Genomic DNA, 22,381 nt, shown 5'->3' on the forward strand with positions numbered 1-22,381 from the left:
CAAAACCCAAAGGACGCTGGTTCCCCAACCAGCGCCCCGCTCACGTCACAGGAGACTTCTTACAGCCCCTGGATTAGTCGTGGCCCGATCGTCAGCACCAAACCAACGACGGCGGCCAGGATCATCAGCAGCTTGTCGCGGTGCCGCAGCAGCGCGTGCACCAACCCGACCAACAGCAGTGTCACTGCGATGGCCAGCACCAGCGCCAGAACCGCCGGGGCCTTGGCCCACACCAGGCTGAAGCCGAAGAACACGCCCACACCCACGGCGATCGCCAGGATCGCTTGCAGGATCATCATGGGCCAGGAGATCGTATCGTCTTCGTACTCGACAACCTCTCCGTCCTCGAGGGATTCCTCGAGCTGCGCGAATTGTGCCCGCTCGTCACTGGTTGCCTGCGACTCCGACTTGACGCCTACCTTGTCAGCATCGTCCGCCTCAGTCGACTTAGCAACCCCAGCGGCGCCGACTGCTCCGGCTCCGCCCGCTGCCGCTGCCGCGGCGACCCCGGCCTTGCCTGGCTTGTCTGCCTTGGTTGTCTTCTTGGCTTGGGTCTCGGTCTTCTTTGCCTCAGTTTTCTTTGCCTCAGCCTTCTCAGCCTCTGGTTTTACCGACGGCTCCTTCTTGGCCTCCGGCTTTTCGGCTACCTTGCCACGCGCAACTTCGCCGAAGGTCAGCTTTTCAACCTCAGCATCCTTGACGTCCTTGACATCCTTGGAGCCCTCGACTTCCTTGGCAGCAGCAAGCTGGCCGGTCTGTTCCTCCGGGCGCTCCAGAATGCGGCTTACGGAACGCTGATCCGGCTGGGGCTTCTTGCCCTGTTTCTCGGGCTGTGCCGCCACAGTGTCCTTGGCGGCAGCCTTCGGAGCGGACTTATCCGCAGGTTTATCTGCAACCTTGGCCGCAGGCTTATCTGCGGCCTTGGCCACGGACTCATCCGAAGCTGCGTCGTCCTCGGTCTGGACTACCGGTATGGAACCCGTCAGCTCGGCAACGGAAACGCCGCCCTCCTCCAAGTTGCGGTGACGGCGTCGACGTCGGCCAGTGTCAGCAGAACCTAGTTCGCGCCCGTTGCGGGCGAGAAGTTCGGCGACTGTCAGCTTCTCACTCATCCATTGATCCCATCACTTGATCACTTGCAGCGCAGTCTCAACTGCCCCCAAGCGTCACTTTAAACATATGTCTTCAAACACACTACTTTACTCGCCTACATATAGGCAGAAGCAACTGGCGTTACTTACGTCAAATCCGGATTATGGTCGAGCTGGCGGAAGATCACACCCTCGCGCAGCGCCCACGGGCACATGTGCAAAACCTCAATGTCCAACTTGCGCATCGCCGCCTCGGCCACCAGCGCGCCGGCAACGACCTGGTGCGAACGCTCCGCACTCACACCCTCCAACTCCGCCCGATCGGCGGCAGTCATGCGGGAAATAAAAGCGATCAGCTGTCGCAGGCCGGCCTGGGTCAAGGTGCGCTTTACTCGCGGGCCAGCCGAAGAAGGCGCCGCACCCGTCAGGCGCGCCAGCATCCTAAAGGTCTTGGAAGTGCCCACCGCCAAGTCAATGTCGCCAGAATCCAGCAGCTTTTCCACCGGATCATTCAACTCTTCGTCGATGAACTCCCCCAGCTCCGCAACCTTCTTTTTAGATGGCGGGTCGGTATCGAACCATTCGCGGGTCAAGCGCCCCGCACCCAGGTTCACGCTGCAGGCGACATCTGGATCCTCGTCCATGCCAATAGACATCTCCAAGGAGCCGCCGCCAATATCCAGGTCGCAAATGCGCCCAGCGGACCAGCCATACCAGCGCCGTACTGCCAGGAACGTCAGCCGCGCTTCCTCGTCCCCCGATAGGATCCGCAGGCGCACGCCAGTTTCATTCTCTACCCTGTCCAGCACTTCCTCGGAATTCTCGGCCGAGCGGAGCGCAGAGGTAGCAAAAGGCAGCATGCCCTCGCAACGGAACTGCTCCGACATCTCCCTGGCCAGCGCCACCCCATTGAGCAGCTTCTCCTGCCCCTTTTCGTTGATGGCCCCCTTCTTATCTAGGTATTCCACCAAGCGCATGGGAGTCTTCCAATTGCTCATTGGAGTCGGCGGCCCACCGCGCTGTGCGTCGACGACCACCAGATGAACCGTATTGCTTCCTACGTCAAGCACACCTAATCGCACGCACCCTAGCCTAATGGGTCTACGGTGGAACACGTGAATGAAACGTCTGCGGAGATCGAATCGGGCACCTCGAACAACGAGCTAGCCACCGGCTATCCGGAAGGCACACCCGCTGACCTATCCATCCGCGCGGGCCACGAAATGCCCGCTGACCATGCCCGCGAATGGCTGGAGTTCATTGACCCCGCCGATTCCGAACACATCGTCCAGGTGGATCTCACGTGGTTGCTGTCCACGTACCGTTGCCGGTTCGGCACGGAAGCCTGTTTAGGTATTGACGCCGCGAATCCGGACGTCGGCTGTTGCACCCACGGCGCATTTCTCACCGACGAAGACGACCGCGCGACCCTGCGAGATGTCGCGGAGAAGCTCACGGCGGAAGAATGGCAGAACCGCCCCGCGGAGATGGATGAATGGGAAGCGAAGGGGCGTCCACAAGAAAAAAGCGGCGACGATATCGAACCGTGGCTCGAATGGGACGAGCTAGAAAACGACGAGGGCGAGATGGAGCCCGCGTTGAAGACCGTGACCACAAACGGGGCGTGCATCTTCGCCAACCGCGAAGGGTTCCCCGGAGGCCGCGGGTGCGCACTGCACGCCTGGGCGCTGCGCAACGACGTCGAACTGACCGTGGCGAAGCCCGAAGTGTGCTGGCAGGTGCCGCTGCAGCGACTCGAAGACCGGGAAACCCGGCCCGACGGGGTGGAGATGCTGCGGACGACCGTCACCGAATACAACCGCCGCGGATGGGGCGACGGCGGCGAGGACTTTGACTGGTACTGCTCCTCGGACCCGAACTGCCACGCAGGCGGCGAGGCGTTGTGGCGCACCGGGCGCGAAGAGCTGACGGAGCTGATCGGCGAGGAGGCCTACGAAGTGCTGGCTGCGCACTGCGAGGAGCGGGAAAAACTCGCGAAGGTCTCGCCCAGCGGGTTTCCTCTGCTGTCGATCCACCCGGCGACGGCCGAAGCGCGGCGACGCGGGATTTAGGCGGGGTTAGGCCTCGAACTTGTAGCCCAGGCCGCGGACGGTCACCAGAATCTCCGGGCGAGAGGGGTTGCGCTCGATTTTGGAGCGCAGTCGCTTGATGTGCACGTCCAGGGTCTTGGTATCGCCGACATAATCGGCGCCCCATACACGGTCGATCAGCTGGCCGCGGGTCAGCACACGGCCGCTGTTGCGCATGAGGTACTCGAGCAGATCGAATTCCTTGAGCGGCATAGGAACCTTCTGCCCATCGACGGTGACGATGTGGCGCTCCACGTCCATCATCACGCGATCCTCCTGCAGCACCAGGCCGTCGTCGGCGGGAGCCTCGACCTCCACCTCACCGCCGCGGCGCAGAACAGCGCGGATGCGGGCGATCAGCTCGCGGGCGAAGTAGGGCTTGGTCACATAATCGTCGGCGCCGAGCTCGAGGCCCACGACCTTATCGATCTCACTGTCACGAGCCGTCACCATAATCACCGGCACGCTGGAGGTCTGGCGCAGCTGGCGGCACACCTCGGTGCCGGACATTCCGGGCAGCATCAGATCCAACAGGATGATGTCAATGTCTTCCGCAGCGAAGGTATCTAGCGCAGTGGGACCGTCCGGGGCCATGAAGACCTCGAAACCTTCTTTTTTCAGCAAGAATGCCAGAGGTTCCGCCAAAGACTGCTCGTCTTCGACAATCAAAACGCTCGTCACAGCTGCTCAATAACCTTTCAAAGAAAAATTTTTAAAGCTACAGAAAACTATCCGCCACTATCGTAACGTGCCCGCAGGCTTTAGGGAGTATCAACCCTCAAGACACCCAGTTCACTGGGGGATTACCGGAAGATAACCCGAAGGTCATTATTTGTCCTCTATGTCTGGCCCTGTACCTTCTGTGCCCAATGGACCAGTTATGCCTTCTGTGCCCTGCGCGACATCCAAGCGCCGCGCATCCGGAATAACCGGAATTTCGCCGCTCGGCAGCTCCTTAACCTTACCCTCCTGGAAGCGTGGGAGCTCCAAAGTAAAGGTGGAGCCCGTCCCTAGGCGGGACCACAGGGAAACACTGCCACCGTGGTTGGCCATCACATGCTTCACGATGGCCAACCCCAGGCCCGTGCCGCCTGTGTCGCGCGAGCGAGCCTTATCCACGCGGAAGAACCTCTCGAACACGCGTTTCTGATCATCCTGGGAGATGCCGATGCCCCGGTCCGTTACGCGGATGGTCACGGTATCACCGTGTGCTTCGCGGGAAATAGAAACGGGCGAGCCCTCCGGCGAATAGTTGATGGCATTGGTCAGAAGGTTGGACACGCTGGTGACCAGCAGCCCCTTGTCACCCTTCACCATCGCCCCGGAACGTTCGTCTTTCACCAGGTCGATATTGCGCGCTTCGGCTGCCAGTCGGCAGCGATCAATCGCGTCCTCGACGATCTTGTCGATGCTCAAGACCTCCAGGTCCGGCAGCGATTCCGCACCCTGCAGCTTCGACAGGCTGATCAGCTCGGTAATCATCTGGTTCATGCGGCGCACTTCAACGATCAACTTCGAGCCGAAGTATTCCACGGCTTCTTCGTCGTCACGCACCGACATGAGGGTCTCCACCAGCAGCGAGATCGCCCCCACCGGTGTTTTGAGCTCGTGGGAGACGTTGGCCACGAAGTCTCGGCGGGCGGACTCCATGCGCACGGATTCGGAATCGTCGGTGGCGTACACCACCGCAAAGCGGTCATCCGCGAGGGAGAGCAGCTGAACCTGCCCGGCCACTGCAATGACCGGACGGTTGCTGCGCCTCGGCGGGGGTAGGAAGTTCAGCTCACGTGGCTCCTGGTCGGCGAAAACCCGCTCCACCATCCTCCACGCTTCGGCGTTAAGGTTCCGCTCGTGCACCAAACCCAATTCGTGAGCGCGTGGGTTGGAAAGCACCACGTTGCGTTTGCGATCCACAACCGCCACCGCGTCGGGCGAAGACTGGATAGCGAAGTGCAAAACCTGCGCCACCGTGGAAACACGATTGCCCTCGAGCTCCCTTTGGGTGTGAGTGTTGCGCTGAGCCTTCACCCGCTTGCGGTAGGCCCACATGCCGAATGCGCCCAGACACACACCGACAATCAGCCCAAAGAGCAGCCCAAGGGCAACCCCTGAGGTTAGAAATCCCAAGGCAAAAATCCCAAGGCTAAGACTTAGCCCGGCTCTTACTTAGCCTGGCCCTGTGCAGCGACTGCTGCGGCACCCGCGGCGGCTGCCTCCGGGTCCAGGTAGCTGCCGCCAGGGTTCAGAACCTTGCCGTCTGCGTCGATGCGGTAGACCAGCGGGATACCGGTCGGGATGTTCAGGCCCGCGATGTCCTCGTCGGAGATTTGGTCCAGGTGCTTAACCAGCGCACGCAGGGAGTTGCCGTGCGCAGCAACCAGGACAGTCTCGCCGTTCTTCACGCGCGGCTCGATCTCTTCCTCGTAGTACGGGATGAAGCGCTTGACGACGTCCAGCAGGCACTCGGTCGCCGGGATCTCGGGCAGGTCGGCGTAGCGCGGGTCGTTGGTCTGCGCGTACTCGTTGTCAGCGTCGATGGCCGGCGGCGGAGTGTCGTAGGAACGGCGCCAAGCCATGAACTGCTCTTCGCCGTACTTGTCCTTGGTCTCTGCCTTGTTCAGCCCCTGCAGCGCGCCGTAGTGGCGCTCGTTCAGGCGCCAGTCGCGCACGACGGGGATCCAGTGACGGTCCGCCGCGTCGAGGGCGATGTTGGCGGTGGTGATGGCGCGGCGCAGCAGGGAGGTGAACAGGATGGTCGGCTCCAGGCCGGCCTCCTTGATCATCTCGCCGCCGCGAACTGCCTCCTCGCGGCCCTTGTCGGTCAGTCGCACGTCTACCCAGCCGGTGAACTGGTTGGAAGCGTTCCATTCACTCTGGCCGTGACGCAGCAGGATCAGATTTCCGTGGGAGTTATTTTGCTCGCTCATACTCCCAATTCTGCCATGATGTGCGCCCGCGCGCCCCTGGATTCGGCAGCCCCCGCGCTTATTCTGCCTATTCGTCCGAATCTGCTTCTGTTTCTTGCGCTTCGCCTTGCTCACTGCCGTCAGCACCATCGCGTTCCGTGCCGTCGCTGGTGCCGTCTAGGTCGGGGGTGCTGGGGCTCTTTGCTTCGGACGCCAACTTGGATCCCGGTGGCGGCGCCAGCAGCTGGACCTCCTGTTCGGAAGGCTTGAGGTGCGTGAAGGCCGCGAGGTTCATAGTCGGTTCGCCACGGGACAGGCGCCATGCCCACTCGTGGCGGATGGAGGAGGCGAAGCCGCGCTCCAGGATGCGGTTGAAGTCCGCATCCGCCCGCTCCAGGACCTGCCCCAGGATCCGCTGAATGTCCTCGCTGCTGGTGTTATCCGAGAACTGGCCGACCAGGTAGATGTCGCTGTTCCGGTCCAGTGTGTAGTGCACTCCGAAGCTGCGGCGGTTGGCGTGCAACAGCAACTTGTAGACCTCTTCCTGGCCTTCCTCCACCGCGCGGCAGACAAAAGCCTCCACGCGAAACATGCCGTCCTGCGGGATAAAGATGCAGTTTGTCTTCAGGCGCTTCTCGCCGGGCAACACGACCACGATGTTGCCGTCTTGCCCGGCCGGCCCCTCGGGGAGGGTGTACTCGACTTCCGCTTCGTCCAGAAGTTCACAAATCCTTGTGCGATCCATATGCCCCAAACTACATTTCCGCCTGCCCCGGCGCAGTCACCTTGGATTTCCCCGGTTCTACCCCGCGGGCTGGCGCTCCCCACGGTGGCCTGCGGGCGGCAGCTCTTCGTACAGCTTGTACAGAGCTTCCGCGGAAGCCTGCCAGGAGAACTTAGCGGCGTGGCTCGGGGCATACTCCCCCATTGCGATGCGCAGGTCGTCGTCCAACACCAGCTTGCCCAGCGCATCGGCCCAGTCGCCCGCATCGTGGCCGTCCACCAGCAGGCCGGACTTCTGATCCTCCACCGCGATCGGCAGGCCGCCGGTGCGCGTAGCCACGACAGGCGTGCCACACGCCTGCGCCTCCAGCGCCACTAGGCCAAAGGACTCGTTGTAGCTGGGCACGGCCACGATGTCCGCCGCCCGGTACACGCCCACCAGTTCCTCGGGCGGGCGCGGAGCAAGGAAACGCACGCAGCGGCTGATCCCCAGCTCCTCGGCCAGCAGCTGTAGTCGCTCCAGCTCATTGCCGCCTGCCCCGGAGGATCCACCGCAGATCACCACAGCCAGCTGCTGTTGGGGGTGCCTGTTCAGCAGCTCCGCCACTGCTCGCAGCAATACCTGCGTCCCCTTCAATCGCTGCAACCGGCCGACGAAACCAATGACCTTCGTACGGAAGGGAATGCCCAGTTCGCGGCGGGAACGCTCGGTCGCACGATCCGATCCAGGCGTGAAGCGATCCACGTCTGCCCCCGGTGGGACGACTCTGATCGCGCACGTGGTGGCGTCATAACCCTCAATAAGATCCTGCACCTCCTGGTCCGTGTTTACGATCAGCAGATCCGCATTGTCCACGATCTGTTGTTCGCAGATGCGGCGCGATTCCGGCTCGCGCGAATCGCCATCGGCCAGGGAGTTGTTCTTCACCGCCGCCAGCGTGTGCGCCGTGTGCACCCAGGGCACCTGCCAGAGGTCGCGCAACAGCCACCCGACCTGCCCGGAGAGCCAATAGTGCGAGTGGATCAGGTCGTAGCTCACCCCCTCCTCCCGACAAAAAGCCAGGATCGAGCCCGTAAACGCCGCCAGCTGCGTGGGCAGTTCCTCCTTGGACAGCCCCTCGTACGGCCCAGCCACGCAGTTGATCACCCTGAGCCCCGGGCGAACGTTGACTACCTCGCCCTGTAAAGGCCGGGTCGCTCGGGTAAATACATCGACGTTGACGCCCCTACGTTCCAGCTGCTCAGCAATATTTTTCACGTACACGTTCATCCCGCCGGCATCCCCCGTGCCGGGCTGCTCGAGGGGAGAAGTGTGCATGGAGATCATAGCGACGCGCATACCGCCCAAGCTTAGCCAGGTTAGAGCGGGGCTGGGGGCGGGTGGCGTCCACAAAAAATTTGCTTAATTCCACCAAAGAAAACGAAAAAGTTAGATAGGGTCCAAAGTAACGTGCATCACGTTTTGAAGACTGTTTCTAAAGACCTAAGGGATCTACATGACTGACACCGAGCGCCCAGAGGGAACGGCCTGGAAGGACAAGCCTTACCTGAAGTACTACGCGGAGTGGACTCCGCACAGCCTGGAGTACCAAGACGACACCATGGCTAAGCTTCTCGACCGTACTGTCGCCGAACACTCGAGCGCCGACATCCTGGACTTCTTTGGTCAGACGACGACCTACGGAGATTTCCTAAAGCAAGTCAAGAGCGTGGCCGCCGGCTTGCGCGAGCTGGGCGTGCGCCCCGGCGACCGCGTGGCAGTAACCCTGCCGAACTGCCCGCAGCACCTGATCACCATCTTCGCAGTCCACAAGCTGGGCGGCGTTGTGGCAGAGCACAACCCGCTGTACACCGCCCGCGAGCTAGAGGGCCCCTGCAAGGACCATGCAGCGAAGGTTGCTGTGGTCTGGGACAAGATCGCTCCCATGTTCCAGGAACTTTCACGCACCACTCCGCTGGAGAAGATCGTCAGCGTGAACATGATTGACGCGATGCCACTGGTGAAGCGCCTGGCTCTGAAGCTACCGATCAAGTCAATCAAGGAAAAGCGCGAGCAGCTGCACGGCGAGGCGCCGGGCACCATCCCGTTCTCTCAGCTGCTGAGCGCCAAGTTCGGCGGCGATGGATCCGACATCGAAAGCTGCCCGGAGACGAACCAGGACTCCCCTGCGTTCATCTTGTTCACCTCCGGCACCACCGGTAAGCCGAAGGGTGCGCAGCTAACGCACGGCAACATCATGTCCAACGTTGTCCAAGGACAGTCCTGGATCAGCGGCATCGGCGAGCGCGGCCAGGAGAAGTTCCTCGCCGCCCTGCCCCTGTTCCACATCTACGGCCTGACGCTGACCGCCGCGCTGGCCGTATCCACCGGCGGCAAGCTGCTGCTGCTGCCGAAGCCGGAGATTCCGCTGATCGTGGACCAGCTGAAGCGCGAGACCCCCACCTACATGCCGGGCGTTCCGACCCTGTACGACAAGATCCTGGCTGCCGCCGAAGAGCACAACCTGGACCTGCGCGGAATCGCCAACGCCCTATCCGGCGCAGCGCCGCTGCCGGTGCACACCACCCTGGAGTGGGAGAAGAAGACCGGCGGTAAGATCGTGGAGGGCTACGGCCTGACCGAGTCAGGCCCCATCCTCGTGGCCAACCCTGTCACCCCGGAGCGCCGCGCGGGCTACATCGGCATCCCGTTCCCGGATACGGAAATGCGCGTGGCCGACCCGAACGACTTCAGCAAGACCATGCCGGACGGCGAACCAGGTGAACTACTAGCCCGCGGCCGCCAGGTTTTCCACGGGTACATCAACATCCCGGATGAGGATCAGCCATTCTACGAAGACTGGTTCTGCACTGGTGACATGGCCGTGATGGAGCCGGACGGGTTCATCAAGATCGTCTCCCGTATCAAGGAAATGATTATTACCGGCGGGTTCAACGTCTACCCCGCCGAGGTGGAGGAGTTCCTGGAGGAGCACGAGCAGATCCAAAAGGCCGGCGTGGTTGGCCTGCCGCAGGACGACGGCTCCGAGGAGGTTGTCGCCGCAGTTGTCCTGGCGGACGGTGTGAGCGAGGCCGACTTCAACGAGGAGGCGATCCGCGAGTGGGCTCGCGAGGGCCTGACCCGCTACAAGGTTCCACGCCGTTACTTCGTCATCGACGAGATGCCTGCCGACCTGATCGGCAAGATCCGCCGCCGTGAGGTTAAGGACCTGATCATGACGATGCTATAGGCGGACGCTTCCCTTCTTCTAGACCTTCCCGAGTTCGGCAAATACGCCGGGCTCGGGTTTCGGCTTTCTTGGCACCCCAATAAACCACCTTTAGGCCCCAGAATTACCCGAATTAATATTGTTCCGAAAACAATAATGTAATCTGTATCACATGTGCGGGTCCGGGTGCTTCACCATCCACGCACCACTCGCACGCCAACTAGTTACGAACTGAATACCATCCCCACACCATCGATACGCACAGGAATGCAGGTGAGTCGACGATGACAACCACGCAAACCCCAGCGCACTCAGCCAAAGGTGCTGCCGCCTCCACTAGTACCTCCCCCGGCGCAGCCCAGGCCAAGCGCCCGCCCGGCTGGAAGGACTCCAAGAAGTACGCCTGGACTTTCAGCCTCTTCCCGGCGGCTATCCCGCTGATCGTGTGGGGCGTCGTCTCCTGGCTGAAGGCCATCAACGGCCCCGAGCTGCTGATCCATATCACCTGGTGGGCCGGCCCCATTGCAGTGTTTATTCTGATCCCACTGGCCGACGTCGTCCTAGGCCGTGACGGCGAGAACGTACCGGAGGAGTTCGTTCCCTGGCTGGAAGAAACCAAGTACTACCGAGTGGTGACGTACCTCTATTTCCCCATCATGCTGGCCAGCCTCATTGCCTGCTGCTACCTGTGGACCAGCTCGGATCTGTCGATGATCGACCGCCTGGGCCTCGCCTGGTCTATGGGCATGAGCTCCGGCATCGGCATCGTCGCCGCCCACGAACTGGGTCACAAGAAGGGCAGCTTCGAGCGTTGGATGGGCAAGATCACCCTGGCTGTCCCCGCCTACGGGCACTTCTACATCGAGCACAACAAGGGCCACCACGTGAAGGTCGCCACCCCGGAGGACCCGGTGAGCTCCCGCATGGGCGAGAACGTCTACACCTACCTGGTTCGCTCCATCCCCCACCAGATCCCGCGCGCCTGGAATATCGAGAAGAAGCGCCTGGCACGCAAGGGCAAGTCCCAGTTCCACCTCAGCAATGAGGTGCTGAACGCCTGGCTGGTTACCGTGCTGGTCTGGGGCGGGCTGTTCATCGCCTTTGGCATCTACATTCTGCCGTGGATGTTGATCCAGGCCGTGCTGGGCATCGCCTTGCTGGAGTTCGTGAATTACCTGGAGCACTATGGCCTCTTGCGGCAGATGCAGCCGGATGGCCGCTACGAGCGCTGCACCCCGGAGCATTCCTGGAACTCCGACAATCTGACCACCAATATTTTCCTCTATCAGCTTCAGCGCCACTCGGATCACCACGCAAACCCGACGCGCCGCTACCAGTCGCTGCGTTCGGATGTGAAGGCTCCGGAGCTGCCGGCTGGCTATGCGACGATGATCGCCATGGCTTCGATTCCGCCGCTGTGGTTCAAGGTCATGGACGGTCGCCTAATGAAGCACTACAACTACGATGTCTCCAAGGCGAATGTCCTGCCTGGCAAGGAAGAGAAGCTGGCTGCGAGGTGGCAGCGATGAGCACGACCGCCCCAACCGGAACCTCCATCAACCCGCCCAATCCAACCATCCACTATGTGCTTAGTGGCGCGGGCACGGCGGTCGGCGCTTTCTTCCTCCTACTCGCGGTTTTGGGTTTGTTCGGCGTGCCCGCTTTGAGCAACGTCGTACCTTGGCCGCTGGTAATCAGCCTCTTCTTCCTTATCCCCGGGATCGCCGGCTTGTGGCGCGGCCCCGGCCAGCCTTCGACGTACGAAATCCCTCGTCCGAAGCAGCGCAAGTTCACCGACAAGAATCGCGCGGCCAAGGCTGCTTCTTAGTGTTCTTTTTATTGACGCCCCTAGCCCCCAACCCCAACCACTTCAGTCCAAGCGAAGGAGTTCCCCCATGTCCGTTTTCCAGTGCCCCGTCTGTGACTATCGATTCGATGAGGCCGTAGGCGATCCCGCCGAGGGCTTCGACCCCGGCACCCCGTGGTCCGAGGTGCCGGATGACTGGTTCTGCCCGGACTGTGGCGTCCGCGACAAGGTCGATTTCGAGCTGGTCGGCTAGTCCCAGCTACTCAGTGGAGACCGGCTAGTTCCAGCTGCCTGGCTAGCCCCGACTAGTCCCAGCTAGTCGATGCTCACGCCGACCCAGATCGGCTCCGGCTCCAGCACTACTCCGAAGGCGTCAAGCACTCCGGCGCGCACGGCACGCGCCAGTTCCACCACATCCGCGCTGGTCGCGGAACCACGGTTGGTCAGGGCCAGAGTGTGCTTGGTGGACAGGGAGGCGCGATCATTCCCCGGCACGTGCCAGCCCTTTGCAAACCCGGCGCGCTCGATGAGCCACGCCGCCGAGAACTTGAACTGCGGCTCGCCCGCACCGGCCCCACCAGCATCAGCGCCCGTGCCAGTCCCAGCACCCGCGCCAGCGCCGGTTCCAGCGTCGGCGCCACCAACACCACCGCCGGCCTTCACCGGGTACAGGGGCATCGACTCCGCCTCGGCCTCACCGCACTTCTCCCGCACAGCGGCCACTACCGCATCGCGCGCCTCCTCGCCGGTGACAATCGGGTTTGTGAAGAAGGATCCCGCCGACCACGTATCGTGGTCCGCCGCATCCAGAACCATGCCCTTGCCCGCGCGCAGTTCCAGCACGGCCTGGCGCACGTCCCCAGCGGGCCGACGGATCTCCCCGGCGGCGGCCTCATCCGCATCCACGCCCAAGCGCCGCGCCAGCTCGCCGAAGCGCAGCGGCACGCTCAACCCGTCGGTGGTCAGCTGGAACTCCACGGCCGTCACCACGGCCCGCGAGGTGAACTTCAGGTTCGAGTAGCGATACCCCAAGTCCAGGGCAGACGGTTCCACCCACTCGAGCTCCCCGCTCGTGCGGTCGTACAGCTGCACGCGCCGCAGCACCTGCGCAACCTCCGCGCCATACGCGCCAACGTTCTGCACTGGCGTGGCACCCACGGAACCAGGGATCCCGCTCAGGCACTCCAGCCCTCCGAGCCCAGCCTCCACCGTCGCGGCCACCAGCTGATCCCATTCAACTCCGGCAAAGGCTCGCACCACGCCGGTCTCGCGGTCGATCGTCACCGCTGTCTCGCCTGTCGCGTCACCGTCACCGTCAACGTCTGCGCTATCGCCTACGTCACCTTCGCCCGCGCTCAACAGCACCACAACCAGCTGGGATACTGCATCCCCCTCGCCCACCACGAGGTTCGACCCGCCGCCGACGACAAGCAGTGGCTGCGTGTGGGCGTCCAGAAAAGAAACGACCTGGGCAACAGCCTCCGCCGAAGAGCATTCGACAACCCCGGCAGGTGCGGCGCCGATGCGCAGGGTGGTCATTTCGGCGAAGGAACGGCTGGTCACACGGGTGCCGGGGATGGAAACCGGGTCGGCACCGGTGCCACTGAGGCGCTCCAGAAGGCGGCGTACGCGTTCTTCGGACGTGAAATGTGCGTTATTTGTCGAATCAGTCACATCACTAAAGGTAGTCTGTTGGCATGACTACTCACAGCGAGAACACTGCAACGATTAACTTCCCCATTGAAAAGGTCTACGAGGCACTCTCCTCCGCAAACTACTGGGCCTACGAAGTCGAGAACATCGGCGACGAGCCAGGCGAGGTAAACTCCTTCACCCCCGAGCCGATCGAGGCCGTGCTCTTCGAGCTGCTGCCGAAGTCCGCTCTGCCGGAGGCCGTGCGCGGCATGGTTTCCCAGGATCTGAAGCTCAAGCGCGTCGTCGAGTTCGGCCCGCTGGCTGACGGCACCACCACCGGTAAGGTCAACGCGGAGGTCAAGGGCGCACCGGTTTCCTTCTCTGCAGATGTCACCCTGAACGGCTCCGGCGACTCCACCGAGCTGAAGGCCGACTGCGCCGTGGACGTGAAGATCCCGATGATGGGCGCCGTCCTGGAGCCGAAGGTTGCCGAGTGGGTGGAGGAATTCTTGACCCGCGAGGCCGCCCTGATCCAGAAGTGGATCAGCGACAACGCCTAAAGCCCGGCATAAGCTCCGCCTGGACCTTTAACGGAAACAAACTCACTCATCTGAAAGGCTCGGTTAACCCGCGTGGCTGACCACGCCCACAATCTCAAGGCCCGTTCGTGGAATACGGACGGGCCTGTTGGCGTCCCTACCCGCGGAACGACCGGCTACAACCGCCTGCGCAAATCCGACCGCTGGCTGGTGGCGCAGCCGCGGGTACAGGCCCAGCTGCGGGGTGCCGTGCTGCACGAACACCGCAACCCCGTGGCCGTCGACGTCGGCTACGGAGCCTCCCACACCACCACCTGCGAGTGGGCTCGGTGGCTGCGGACCATCGCCCCCTCGGTGGAGGTCACCGGCCTGGAGATCGAGCCTTCCCGCGTGCTCCCCGACCGCGAGGGCGTGCACTTCGCCCTCGGCGGCTTCGAGCTGGCGGGGCTGCAGGCGGACGTTGTGCGCGCCTTTAACGTGCTGCGCCAATACGACGTGGATCAGGTGCAGGCCGCGTGGGATACGATGCGTGCGAACCTGCGCCCCGGTGGAGTGATTATCGAGGGCACCTGCGACGAGGTCGGCCGCCGCTCCTGCTGGGTACTCCTGGATGAGGCCGGCCCGCAGTCACTGACGCTCGCGTGGGACCCGCAGGACATCGAAAAACCCTCCGACCTGGCCGAACGGCTGCCGAAGACCCTGATTCACCGCAACACCCCCGGCCACCTCATCTACGACGTCCTCGCGGAGCTCGACCGCAGCTGGGAACGCGCCGCACCCCTGGCCGTCTTTGGGCCACGGGTACGGTGGCGCTCGGCTAAGCAGGAATTCTTGGGTTCTCTTGGTGACGCCCACTCTCCCGCGGCGCGGCTCAACCCGCGCCGCCGCTTGGCGGATAATTCAATTACCTTGCCATGGTCAATAGTCTACGAGCCTGTGCGTTAGCTATCTGTTCTCTGCCAACTCTTGGCTTAACTATGGGCTCAAAAGTGGGCTGGGGATAAGATACGGGTTGGCACAGCCCCGACGATAAGGAACACTGATACGGGTGACTAACCCACAAAACCCTTCACAGAATCCGTCCTCCAATGCCGGTGGCAACGAGAACCAGACGGCTGTCTGGAACACCAGCGGCAACAATGGCGGCAGCAACCCGAACCAGTACGGCTCTGGCTACGGCGCTCCACAGGGGCAGCCGGGTGGATACGGCCAGCCGGGGCAGCAGGGCGCCTACGGCCAGGCAGGCGCGTATGGTCAGCCGAACCAGAACATGTTCCAGCAGCAGCCAAAGAAGAGCAAGCTTTGGCTGAAGGTCCTTATCGGATTTCTGCTTGTCATTGTTTTGCTGCTGCTCCTCGCCGAGTTCGGCCTCCGCTGGTTCATGAAGGACCAGATTCAGAGTGCCTTCAGGGAACAGCAGCAGGAATCCGGTGTATCCGAGCCCGTGGATGCGGAGATCTCGCTGGGCGCTTCCCCATTGCTACTGGGAATTGTGCAGGGCAAGATCCCCCAGATGACGGTCGACATTCCATCCACGCTGGACATCACCTACGAGGGGCAGGATAAGTCCAAGCCTCGGGTTACCGGCGAGCCCGCGGTGCACCTGGAGCTGCGGGACACGCAGATGGATACCGACAATCCCGATGACGCCGTGGTTGGCGACCTGCGACTGCGGACGGTCATTACCAAGGAGATGCTGCTGGCTCAGGCCTCCGAAAGCGCCAGCGACGGCGGTGGGGATGAGGACAACCCGCTGGCTGGGTTACTGCAGATTACTGACGTCCGCCCCAACCCGGACAAGCAGACCCTAAGCTTCGACCTCACTGGCGGTCTGGCGACCTTCGAGGTCAAGCCAGTTATCCAGGGCGGGCAAATGAAGATGGAGATGGAGAACGTCTCCCTGCTGGGTATGGATCTTCCGGAGTCCTTCACCCAGGAGATGGAGTCGCAGCTGGAGGATTCCATCCCCGCTGATGTCCAAGGCGGCATGGACTTCGAATCCATCAACGTCACCGACGAGGGGCTGGAAGTGAACATGCACGGTACGGACGTTAACTTCGCCGAGCTGGACACGGGCTCCGCCACCGGCGGCTCCAGTGACGGCAGCGGCTCCGGCAGTGGCTCTGACGGTGGCAACGGATCCGGTGGTTCCGGCGGCAGTGACTCGGGCAATACCGAGGACGCGGACCTCACCCGCCCCTGGAAGGAAGACGGCCCGGTCGGTTCCTCCGAGATGGCCGCCTAGCCGCTCCCCCGGCTCCGGTCACCTAGCCCGCCAGTACGGAGTACGGCGGCACGGCGCAGGCCGCAAACCGGCTCTAGGCGCCCAGCACCTTCGCTGCCGCGGAAACCCCCAGGCGGGTAGCTCCCGCCTCAATCATCGCCAGGGCCGCATCCCAATCGCGGATGCCACCCGAGGCCTTGATCCCCACCAGGCCCGCGGCAATGCGCTCTTCCTCCCCCATGCCGAACGGCGCCAGCTTCCCCAGCTTGCGCAGCTCGTCGGCCATGATGCTCACAGCCTCCACGCTCGCACCACCCGCCGGGTGGAAGCCCGTGGAGGTTTTAACGTAGTCCGCCCCCGCCTGCACGCACGCGCGCACGGCAGTGCGCAGCTGCTCCTCGTCCAGCAGTGCGGACTCCACGATCACCTTCAGCACCAGCGGGTGCGGCACAGCCTCTCGCACGGTAATTAGCTCCGCCAGAAGCGCATTCTGATCCTTCGCCAGGGCCGCCGCCACGTCGATCACCACATCAATCTCTTCGGCGCCCAACTGCGCGGCATAACGCGCCTCGGTGGCCTTCACCAAGGAGGCGTGCTTGCCGCTAGGGAACCCGGCTACGGTGGCGATGCGCAGCGTGGCGTCAGTACCCGAAGAACCCGAAGGCACCACAGACCCCAGGGGCAGCATCGAGGGCGACACGCACACCGCGCCACACCCCAACTCCGTGGCTTCGCGCACCAGAGCCGCCACGTCATCGCGCGACGCTTCGGGCTTCAGCAGCGTGGCATCCAGGATGGCGGCGACGGCCGCGCGGGAGACCTTAGAACGGTCGAAAGAAGTCACCAGGAACCACCCGAGTTATCCAGCACGTCGCGGATCGCGGGGCGCACGTCCTGCCAGTAGATGCCGACGATGACCGCCGCAATGATCCACAGCAGCTCGATTGCGATGAAGAAACTCAGGATGGACAGCGCCACCGCACCACCCATCAGCATCAACCAGTTCTGCTTCTCGCGGTCGATAACCATAAAGGCATCGTCGCGGGTGCTAGCCAGCTGCGCCAAGCCGATGGCCGCCAGCACGAAAATAGCAACCGCCAGCGCCAAATTGATACCCATATATACGTTAGCCAACGTCGTAAAGACCATGTACATGCCACTCAGCCTAACGCAAAGATCAGCTCAGTCAGGGAGTAAATCGCCAGGCCAGCCAACGCGCCCACAATCGTGCCATTCACGCGGATGAACTGCAGGTCCTTGCCCACCATCAGCTCGATCTTGTCGGAAGCCTCCTGCGCGTCCCACCGCTCGACTGTCTCGCCGATGATGCCGGTGACCTCGCCCGCGTAGTTATCGGCAAGGTAGCTGGCCGCGCCTACGATGCGCCGTTCAAGCTCTTCGCGCAGCTCTGGTTCTTCTTGGATACGACGCCCATACGCCTCCACCCATTGCGCAATCTGACGGCGCAGCAGGGAATCTGGGTCGCGGGACCAGGAGGTGAGTGTTGCGCGGGTGGACTCCCACAAGCGGCCGGGCATCGCGGTAACAGGCCCGGAGGTCATGACGTCATTCTTGAAGCCTTCCACCCGGGCAATCATCTTTTCATCGTGCTGGAGGTCCTGCGAAAGCTGGTAGATGAACGAGCGCAGCTGTCGGCGGGCATCGTGGTTGGGGTCGCGGCGAACATCGCCGGTGAATTCCACCAGCTCGCGGTACACGCGGGAGCCCACGAGTTCACGGACGAAGCGGGGCGCCCAGGCCGGGGTGCGCTCGTCGATGAGGCGAACAACGAAGTCTTCGGAAGTACGGGCCTTGTCGTCCATCCAGATGACGATTGCGTCGACTGCGGGTTCAGTGCGGCCTTCCTCGATGAGTTGCTCCAGGCCGCGGCCCAGCGGCGGGCCCCAGGTGGGTTCACTGAGCTTGTCGATGACCAGGGCGCGGAGGACTTGCTCTGCTTCCTGGGGGTTGATGCCATTGACTGTGAGGTCGATGATCTTGCCGACCTCCTGCGAGACGCGGTTGGCGCCGCCGTCGTTGACGACCCAGTCGCTGGCACGCTCCGGGATTCGCGCCTTGCGGAGCTTGTCGCTGATGAGGGCTGCATTGAGGAAGTTCTCCCCCACGAACTCGCTGAGCGCGTGGCCGACCTGGTCTTTCTTCCGCTTGATGATGGCTGTGTGCGGAATGGGGATGTGCAGCGGGTGGCGAAACAGGGCAGTGACGGCGAACCAGTCGGCAAGGGCACCGACCATGCCGGCTTCGCTGGCCGCGCGGACGTAACCGATCCAGGCGCCTGGGTTGCCCTGGTATTCGAGCCAGCGCATGGCCACGTAGATGAGGGTCGCGATGACTAGCAGGCCGGTGGCGATGGCCTTGTGTTTGCGCAGTTCCGCCCGGCGGGCCGCCTCGGTGGCCGGGTCGGGGCCCGGAACCTGGGACAGCGGTGCCGACTGGTGGTGCTGCTGGGGCCGCCCGGTCTGCTGGTGTGCAGAGCGGTCTCGTGCGGCGGAGGTCTCATTAGCAGTCATTATTCAATTATGGCACCGCAAGGGGTATTAAGAGGGTTTCGATAGGGCTCCGGTGAGGCTTCGGCGGGGCTTCAGTGAGGGCTGAGCAAGTGTTCCGCTAAGTCCAACAACCTATCCAACAACCTAAATGTCGGAAAAGTTGCAAAACGTTATTAGTGACACTTTTCACTAATGCAAAAGCGCTGGTCAGACGGTTTTCAGTCCCAGCCGTAGACAGTCGAGCAAAAAGAAATGCAACTTTTCCGACATTTAGCCCCCTATCCCACCCTTCGGAAACACTCCCCGGCGCAATACTGTGCGGGCAAAGCAAAACCGCGCCACCGAAAGTGGTGGCGCGGTTTGCGCAATTGGAGGCGCTTTGGCTCTGACTTCAGCTTCGGCTCAAACCCAAGCTCTGACTCAAGGTCAAGCCCTGCCGTTAGCTCTAGCCTCAGCTGAAGCTATAACTAACCGCTAGCTAGATGATGCGGCCGGAACGATCCTTGTAGTCGCGGTAGTTCTTGCGACCTGCGTGGATGCACGCAGAGCCAGCTACAACTGCAACAACGGCCATTACAACGCCGATAATCAGGTACGTCATGCCGTTTTCCTGAGTTCCGGACATGTTGGTAGCCAGACCGAACACGATGGTACCCAGACCCGGCATCAGCAGCAGCCAAAAGCCCATGCCGATCCAAGTGAGGGAGCGCTGCAGCGAAGAGTGCGGCGCATCAAAGCTGGACGGCTGGTAGCCATCAACGTAGTAACGCTCCATGTGCAGGTTCTCACTGAGTGCCATGGTTCTCTCCTACTTTCTGATACTTGTCTTGGAGTTGATCTTAGTCATCCTTGCCGCGGAAAGCGGCACGGGTGCGTTCCTTTGTGATAGCTGCTACAGCCGTCAGCGGGATACCCGCCGGGCAAACGTCAGCACACTCGCCGTACAGCGAGCAAGGACCGAAAGTACCCTCGACCTCATCAACCATCTTGCGGGCGCGCTTGCCGCGCTCCTCACGCCCCATCGGGGACAGCGTCAGGTGCACCAGCTTTGCGCCGGTGAACAGGTGAGCTGCGCCGTTCGGGCAAGCTGCAACACAGGCGCCACAGCCGATGCAGGCAGCGTGGTCCAGCGCCTTCTCAGCGTCGGAGTGGTTCACCAGCAGGGAGTCGGCATCCGGGGCGGTGCCGGCCATGACGGACACGAAGCCACCCTTTTCCATCACGCGGTCCAGTGCGGAACGGTCGACGACCATGTCCTTGATCACCGGGTACGCAGCGGAACGCAGCGGCTCCAGCTTGATGGTGTCGCCATCGTTGAAGGAGACCAGGCGCTGCTGGCAGGCCGGCTTGTTCTGATCCGGGCCGTGGGGGCGGTCGTTAACCATCAGGCCACAGGTACCGCAAATACCCTCGCGGCAGTCCGAGGCGAAGGCAAAGGCCTCCTTGCCCTCCTCAACGAACTTGTTGTTTACGTGGTCGAGCAGCTCCAGGATGGACATCTGCTCTGCGGCGTCGTCAACGTCAACAGACTCGAAGTGGCCTTCGGCATTCGGGCCCGCCTGACGCCAGATTTCAAGATGCAGTTTCATTACTTGTAATTCCTTGTCATCAGCGGGATACGGTCGAAGTACAGGGGCTCGGAGTGGCGGATGAACTTGTTCTCGCCATTCGGCTCCCAGGCGGAGACGAAGCACCAGTTGTCATCGTCACGCTCTGCCTCGCCGTCTTCGGACAGGTGGTCATCACGGTAGTGGGCACCACAGGACTCGTCGCGGTCCAGGGCGTCCACGCACATCAGCTCGCCCAGATCCAGGTAGTCGGCAACGCGGGTTGCGTACTCTAGGGTCTGGTTCATTTCCTCGGTACCGCCCGGGATGTGGACGTTGGCCCAGAAGTCCTTGCGCAGTGCGCGGATCTTCTCGATGCCGTCCTTCATGTCCTTCACGTTGCGGGACACGCCACAGGAGAAGTACAGGATCTCGCCCAGCTGGCGGTGGTAGTACTCCGGGCCGTGCGGGTCGTCGCCCTTGATGGTGGTCAGACGCTCGATACGGTCCTTGGCACGCTGCAGGGCTTCCTGAGCTGCCGGGGAATCGGCGGCCGGAATCTCCTCGCCCAGGTGCGGTGCCAGGTAGTTCGGGATGGTGAACGGCAGGGTGAACCAGCCCTCCACGGAAGAGGACAGCAGGGAGTTAGCACCCAGACGGTTCGCGCCGTGGTACATCCAGGAGGACTCACCGGAGCAGAACAGACCGTCGATGGACGTCATCTCGTTGAAGTCGGTCCACAGGCCACCCATGGTGTAGTGGCAGGTCGGGGCGATGCGCATCGGGGTCTCGTAAGCGGACTCACCGATGGCCTCTTCGTACATCTGAATCAGGTTGGAGTAGCGCTCGCGGATCGTGTCCTTGCCCAGGCGCTGGATAGCGTCACCCAGATCCAAGTACACGGAGTTCTTCATCGGACCCACACCGTAGCCAGCGTTGATCTGCTGGGCGTTGGCACGGGAAGCGATGTCACGCGGAACCAGGTTGCCGAAGGCCGGGTAGCGGCGCTCCAGGAAGTAGTCGCGCTCGTCCTCCGGGATGTCGTTCGGCTTGCGGTCGTCGCCCTTCTTCTTCGGGGTCCAGATGCGGCCGTCGTTACGCAGCGACTCGGACATCAGGATCGTCTTGGACTGCCAGGTGGAGTTCACCGGCAGACCCGTCGGGTGGAACTGCACGAAGGACGGGGACGCCATGTAGGCACCCAGCTCGTAGGCGCGCATGATGGCCGAGGCGTTGGAGTTCTTGGCCAGCGTGGACATGTGGTACACGTTGCCGTAACCGCCGGTGGCGAGCACGGTTGCGTGGCCGGTGTGAGCCTTCAGCTCGCCGGTCAGCAGGTTGCGCATGATCACACCCTCACAGCGGCCGTCGTTGACGATCAGGTCAACCAGGTCGTTGTGGGTGAAGATCTCCACGTGGCCAGCACCGATCTGGCGGTACAGCGCAGAGGTGGTGGCCAGCTGCAGCTGCTGACCTGTTTGGCCACGGGTGTAGTAGGTGCGAGAGACCTGAACGCCACCGAAGGAACGGGTTGCCAGGGTGCCGCCGTACTCGCGGGAGAACGGTGCGCCGACAGCGTTCATGTGGTCAATAACCTTCGGGGACTCCATAGCCAGGCGCCAGCAGTCGTTCTCGCGGCAGCGGTAGTCGCCACCCTTGACCGTGTCCTTGGCGTGCAGGTAGGTGGAGTCGTTATCCAGCTTCTTACCGCGGGAGGAGTTCACACCACCCTGCGCAGCAATGGAGTGCGCGCGGCGCGGGGAGTCGTGGTAGGTGAACACCTTGACGTCGTAGCCCAGCTCGCCGAGTGCGGCGGCTGCGGCGCCACCGGCCAGGCCGGTGCCGACGATGAGGATGCGGAACTTGTTGCGGTTCAGCGGAGACACCATTCCGAAGTGCTCCTTGGCGTACTGCCACTGCTTGTCCTGGCCGACTACGTGGGGTGCGTTGTCCTTCAGGACCTTGCCGACGGTCACGCCCTCGACGACGGATTCCGGCGCAGTAAAAGCAGCGACGGCCTTGTCGTAGTCGAAGTCCGCGGTCTGATTGTGCGGGTGGTTAGTTACTTCGCTCATTTAACTCTCTTCTCCTTGTAACCAG

General features: G+C 62.5%; 22 protein-coding genes. 8 read left to right on the plus strand and 14 right to left on the minus strand.

The window, feature by feature from the left end; genetic code table 11:
- Nucleotides 1–59: 59 nt before the first annotated feature.
- Together MHX66_RS01595 and MHX66_RS01600 are read right to left on the minus strand one after the other, a co-directional pair.
- On the minus strand, nucleotides 60–1,112 hold the full coding sequence (locus MHX66_RS01595) for a DUF2157 domain-containing protein (RefSeq protein ID WP_239198892.1): 1,053 nt from the start codon (nucleotides 1,110–1,112) through the stop codon (nucleotides 60–62).
- Nucleotides 1,113–1,237: 125 nt separating this feature from the next.
- Nucleotides 1,238–2,173 carry a Ppx/GppA phosphatase family protein gene (locus MHX66_RS01600; protein WP_239198895.1) on the minus strand — a complete coding sequence of 312 codons (936 nt, stop codon included), beginning with the start codon at nucleotides 2,171–2,173 and terminating at the stop codon, nucleotides 1,238–1,240.
- A gap of 33 nt (nucleotides 2,174–2,206) precedes the next feature.
- On the opposite strand from MHX66_RS01600, the gene MHX66_RS01605 reads away from it, so the two are divergent.
- A complete protein-coding gene (locus tag MHX66_RS01605; RefSeq protein WP_239198898.1) occupies nucleotides 2,207–3,163 on the plus strand; it encodes a hypothetical protein in 957 nt (318 codons plus the stop codon).
- Between the two features lie 6 nt (nucleotides 3,164–3,169).
- On the opposite strand, the gene MHX66_RS01610 is transcribed toward MHX66_RS01605, so the two are convergent.
- From MHX66_RS01610 to mshA, 5 genes are all read right to left on the minus strand, one after another.
- Entirely contained in the window at nucleotides 3,170–3,862 is a 693-nt protein-coding gene (locus MHX66_RS01610; protein ID WP_239198901.1) for a response regulator transcription factor, read from the minus strand.
- 147 nt (nucleotides 3,863–4,009) lie between these two features.
- A complete protein-coding gene (locus MHX66_RS01615; protein ID WP_239198904.1) occupies nucleotides 4,010–5,308 on the minus strand; it encodes a cell wall metabolism sensor histidine kinase WalK in 1,299 nt (432 codons plus the stop codon).
- 35 nt (nucleotides 5,309–5,343) lie between these two features.
- Nucleotides 5,344–6,108 (minus strand): phosphoglyceromutase, encoded by a 765-nt coding sequence (locus MHX66_RS01620; protein WP_239198907.1) that lies wholly within the window; start codon nucleotides 6,106–6,108, stop codon nucleotides 5,344–5,346.
- A 67-nt stretch (nucleotides 6,109–6,175) separates the two neighbouring features.
- Nucleotides 6,176–6,832, minus strand: coding sequence for a YbjN domain-containing protein (locus tag MHX66_RS01625; protein ID WP_239198910.1), 657 nt, complete (start codon nucleotides 6,830–6,832; stop codon nucleotides 6,176–6,178).
- A gap of 57 nt (nucleotides 6,833–6,889) precedes the next feature.
- Nucleotides 6,890–8,149, minus strand: a complete 1,260-nt coding sequence (mshA, locus tag MHX66_RS01630) for a D-inositol-3-phosphate glycosyltransferase (RefSeq protein WP_239198913.1) — start codon at nucleotides 8,147–8,149, stop codon at nucleotides 6,890–6,892.
- A 157-nt stretch (nucleotides 8,150–8,306) separates the two neighbouring features.
- Here mshA and MHX66_RS01635 point away from each other — a divergent pair, with 157 nt between their 5' ends.
- From MHX66_RS01635 to MHX66_RS01650, 4 genes are all read left to right on the plus strand, one after another.
- Complete coding sequence (locus MHX66_RS01635; protein WP_239198916.1) at nucleotides 8,307–10,040, plus strand: long-chain-fatty-acid--CoA ligase; 1,734 nt, start codon at nucleotides 8,307–8,309, stop codon at nucleotides 10,038–10,040.
- Between the two features lie 263 nt (nucleotides 10,041–10,303).
- Nucleotides 10,304–11,548, plus strand: a complete 1,245-nt coding sequence (locus MHX66_RS01640) for an alkane 1-monooxygenase (protein ID WP_239198919.1) — start codon at nucleotides 10,304–10,306, stop codon at nucleotides 11,546–11,548.
- On the plus strand, nucleotides 11,545–11,847 hold the full coding sequence (locus tag MHX66_RS01645) for a hypothetical protein (RefSeq protein WP_239198922.1): 303 nt from the start codon (nucleotides 11,545–11,547) through the stop codon (nucleotides 11,845–11,847). Before MHX66_RS01640 ends, MHX66_RS01645 begins: the two co-directional genes overlap by 4 nt.
- Before the next feature lie 67 nt (nucleotides 11,848–11,914).
- The gene (locus MHX66_RS01650) at nucleotides 11,915–12,079 is read left to right on the plus strand and encodes a rubredoxin (RefSeq protein WP_239198925.1); all 165 of its coding nucleotides are present in this window, start codon (nucleotides 11,915–11,917) and stop codon (nucleotides 12,077–12,079) included.
- A 62-nt stretch (nucleotides 12,080–12,141) separates the two neighbouring features.
- Here MHX66_RS01650 and MHX66_RS01655 read toward each other — a convergent pair whose 3' ends face one another.
- A complete protein-coding gene (locus tag MHX66_RS01655; RefSeq protein WP_239198928.1) occupies nucleotides 12,142–13,500 on the minus strand; it encodes a UDP-N-acetylmuramate dehydrogenase in 1,359 nt (452 codons plus the stop codon).
- Nucleotides 13,501–13,523: 23 nt separating this feature from the next.
- Between MHX66_RS01655 and MHX66_RS01660 the strand changes: the two genes are divergently transcribed.
- The 3 genes from MHX66_RS01660 to MHX66_RS01670 all read left to right on the plus strand — a co-directional run bounded on the left by MHX66_RS01660 (nucleotide 13,524) and on the right by MHX66_RS01670 (nucleotide 16,245).
- Entirely contained in the window at nucleotides 13,524–14,021 is a 498-nt protein-coding gene (locus MHX66_RS01660) for a DUF2505 domain-containing protein (RefSeq protein WP_005292171.1), read from the plus strand.
- A gap of 72 nt (nucleotides 14,022–14,093) precedes the next feature.
- The gene (locus MHX66_RS01665; RefSeq protein ID WP_239198931.1) at nucleotides 14,094–14,945 is read left to right on the plus strand and encodes a class I SAM-dependent methyltransferase; all 852 of its coding nucleotides are present in this window, start codon (nucleotides 14,094–14,096) and stop codon (nucleotides 14,943–14,945) included.
- Between the two features lie 103 nt (nucleotides 14,946–15,048).
- Nucleotides 15,049–16,245: a DUF2993 domain-containing protein gene (locus tag MHX66_RS01670; protein WP_239198934.1), complete on the plus strand. Its 1,197-nt coding sequence runs from the start codon at nucleotides 15,049–15,051 to the stop codon at nucleotides 16,243–16,245.
- Nucleotides 16,246–16,318: 73 nt separating this feature from the next.
- Here MHX66_RS01670 and deoC read toward each other — a convergent pair whose 3' ends face one another.
- The 6 genes from deoC to MHX66_RS01700 form a co-directional block, all read right to left on the minus strand.
- A complete protein-coding gene (deoC, locus tag MHX66_RS01675) occupies nucleotides 16,319–17,068 on the minus strand; it encodes a deoxyribose-phosphate aldolase (protein ID WP_239198937.1) in 750 nt (249 codons plus the stop codon).
- Nucleotides 17,065–17,379, minus strand: a complete 315-nt coding sequence (locus tag MHX66_RS01680; RefSeq protein WP_239198940.1) for a DUF2516 family protein — start codon at nucleotides 17,377–17,379, stop codon at nucleotides 17,065–17,067. The genes deoC and MHX66_RS01680 overlap by 4 nt, the downstream gene beginning before the upstream one ends.
- Nucleotides 17,380–17,384: 5 nt before the next feature.
- On the minus strand, nucleotides 17,385–18,755 hold the full coding sequence (locus MHX66_RS01685) for a DUF445 domain-containing protein (RefSeq protein ID WP_255717074.1): 1,371 nt from the start codon (nucleotides 18,753–18,755) through the stop codon (nucleotides 17,385–17,387).
- 457 nt (nucleotides 18,756–19,212) lie between these two features.
- On the minus strand, nucleotides 19,213–19,533 hold the full coding sequence (locus MHX66_RS01690) for a hypothetical protein (protein ID WP_239198943.1): 321 nt from the start codon (nucleotides 19,531–19,533) through the stop codon (nucleotides 19,213–19,215).
- Between the two features lie 40 nt (nucleotides 19,534–19,573).
- Complete coding sequence (locus tag MHX66_RS01695) at nucleotides 19,574–20,323, minus strand: succinate dehydrogenase/fumarate reductase iron-sulfur subunit (RefSeq protein ID WP_239198946.1); 750 nt, start codon at nucleotides 20,321–20,323, stop codon at nucleotides 19,574–19,576.
- Nucleotides 20,323–22,356 (minus strand): fumarate reductase/succinate dehydrogenase flavoprotein subunit, encoded by a 2,034-nt coding sequence (locus MHX66_RS01700; RefSeq protein ID WP_034985208.1) that lies wholly within the window; start codon nucleotides 22,354–22,356, stop codon nucleotides 20,323–20,325. Before MHX66_RS01700 ends, MHX66_RS01695 begins: the two co-directional genes overlap by 1 nt.
- Between the last annotated feature and the right edge of the window lie 25 nt (nucleotides 22,357–22,381).

The sequence above is a fragment of the Corynebacterium sp. ACRPH genome, assembly GCF_022347285.1.
Classification (GTDB): domain Bacteria; phylum Actinomycetota; class Actinomycetes; order Mycobacteriales; family Mycobacteriaceae; genus Corynebacterium.

What these genes read in the sequence shown, in the direction of transcription:
- MHX66_RS01595 (WP_239198892.1), bottom strand. Translation starts at nt 1,112, where the DNA reads ATGAGTGAGAAGCTGACAGTCGCCGAACTTCTCGCCCGCAACGGGCGC.
- MHX66_RS01620 (WP_239198907.1), bottom strand. Translation starts at nt 6,108, where the DNA reads ATGAGCGAGCAAAATAACTCCCACGGAAATCTGATCCTGCTGCGTCAC.
- MHX66_RS01625 (WP_239198910.1), bottom strand. Translation starts at nt 6,832, where the DNA reads ATGGATCGCACAAGGATTTGTGAACTTCTGGACGAAGCGGAAGTCGAG.
- mshA (WP_239198913.1), bottom strand. Translation starts at nt 8,149, where the DNA reads ATGCGCGTCGCTATGATCTCCATGCACACTTCTCCCCTCGAGCAGCCC.
- MHX66_RS01635 (WP_239198916.1), top strand. Translation starts at nt 8,307, where the DNA reads ATGACTGACACCGAGCGCCCAGAGGGAACGGCCTGGAAGGACAAGCCT.
- MHX66_RS01640 (WP_239198919.1), top strand. Translation starts at nt 10,304, where the DNA reads ATGACAACCACGCAAACCCCAGCGCACTCAGCCAAAGGTGCTGCCGCC.
- MHX66_RS01645 (WP_239198922.1), top strand. Translation starts at nt 11,545, where the DNA reads ATGAGCACGACCGCCCCAACCGGAACCTCCATCAACCCGCCCAATCCA.
- MHX66_RS01650 (WP_239198925.1), top strand. Translation starts at nt 11,915, where the DNA reads ATGTCCGTTTTCCAGTGCCCCGTCTGTGACTATCGATTCGATGAGGCC.
- MHX66_RS01660 (WP_005292171.1), top strand. Translation starts at nt 13,524, where the DNA reads ATGACTACTCACAGCGAGAACACTGCAACGATTAACTTCCCCATTGAA.
- MHX66_RS01680 (WP_239198940.1), bottom strand. Translation starts at nt 17,379, where the DNA reads ATGTACATGGTCTTTACGACGTTGGCTAACGTATATATGGGTATCAAT.
- MHX66_RS01685 (WP_255717074.1), bottom strand. Translation starts at nt 18,755, where the DNA reads ATGACTGCTAATGAGACCTCCGCCGCACGAGACCGCTCTGCACACCAG.
- MHX66_RS01690 (WP_239198943.1), bottom strand. Translation starts at nt 19,533, where the DNA reads ATGGCACTCAGTGAGAACCTGCACATGGAGCGTTACTACGTTGATGGC.
- MHX66_RS01695 (WP_239198946.1), bottom strand. Translation starts at nt 20,323, where the DNA reads ATGAAACTGCATCTTGAAATCTGGCGTCAGGCGGGCCCGAATGCCGAA.
- MHX66_RS01700 (WP_034985208.1), bottom strand. Translation starts at nt 22,356, where the DNA reads ATGAGCGAAGTAACTAACCACCCGCACAATCAGACCGCGGACTTCGAC.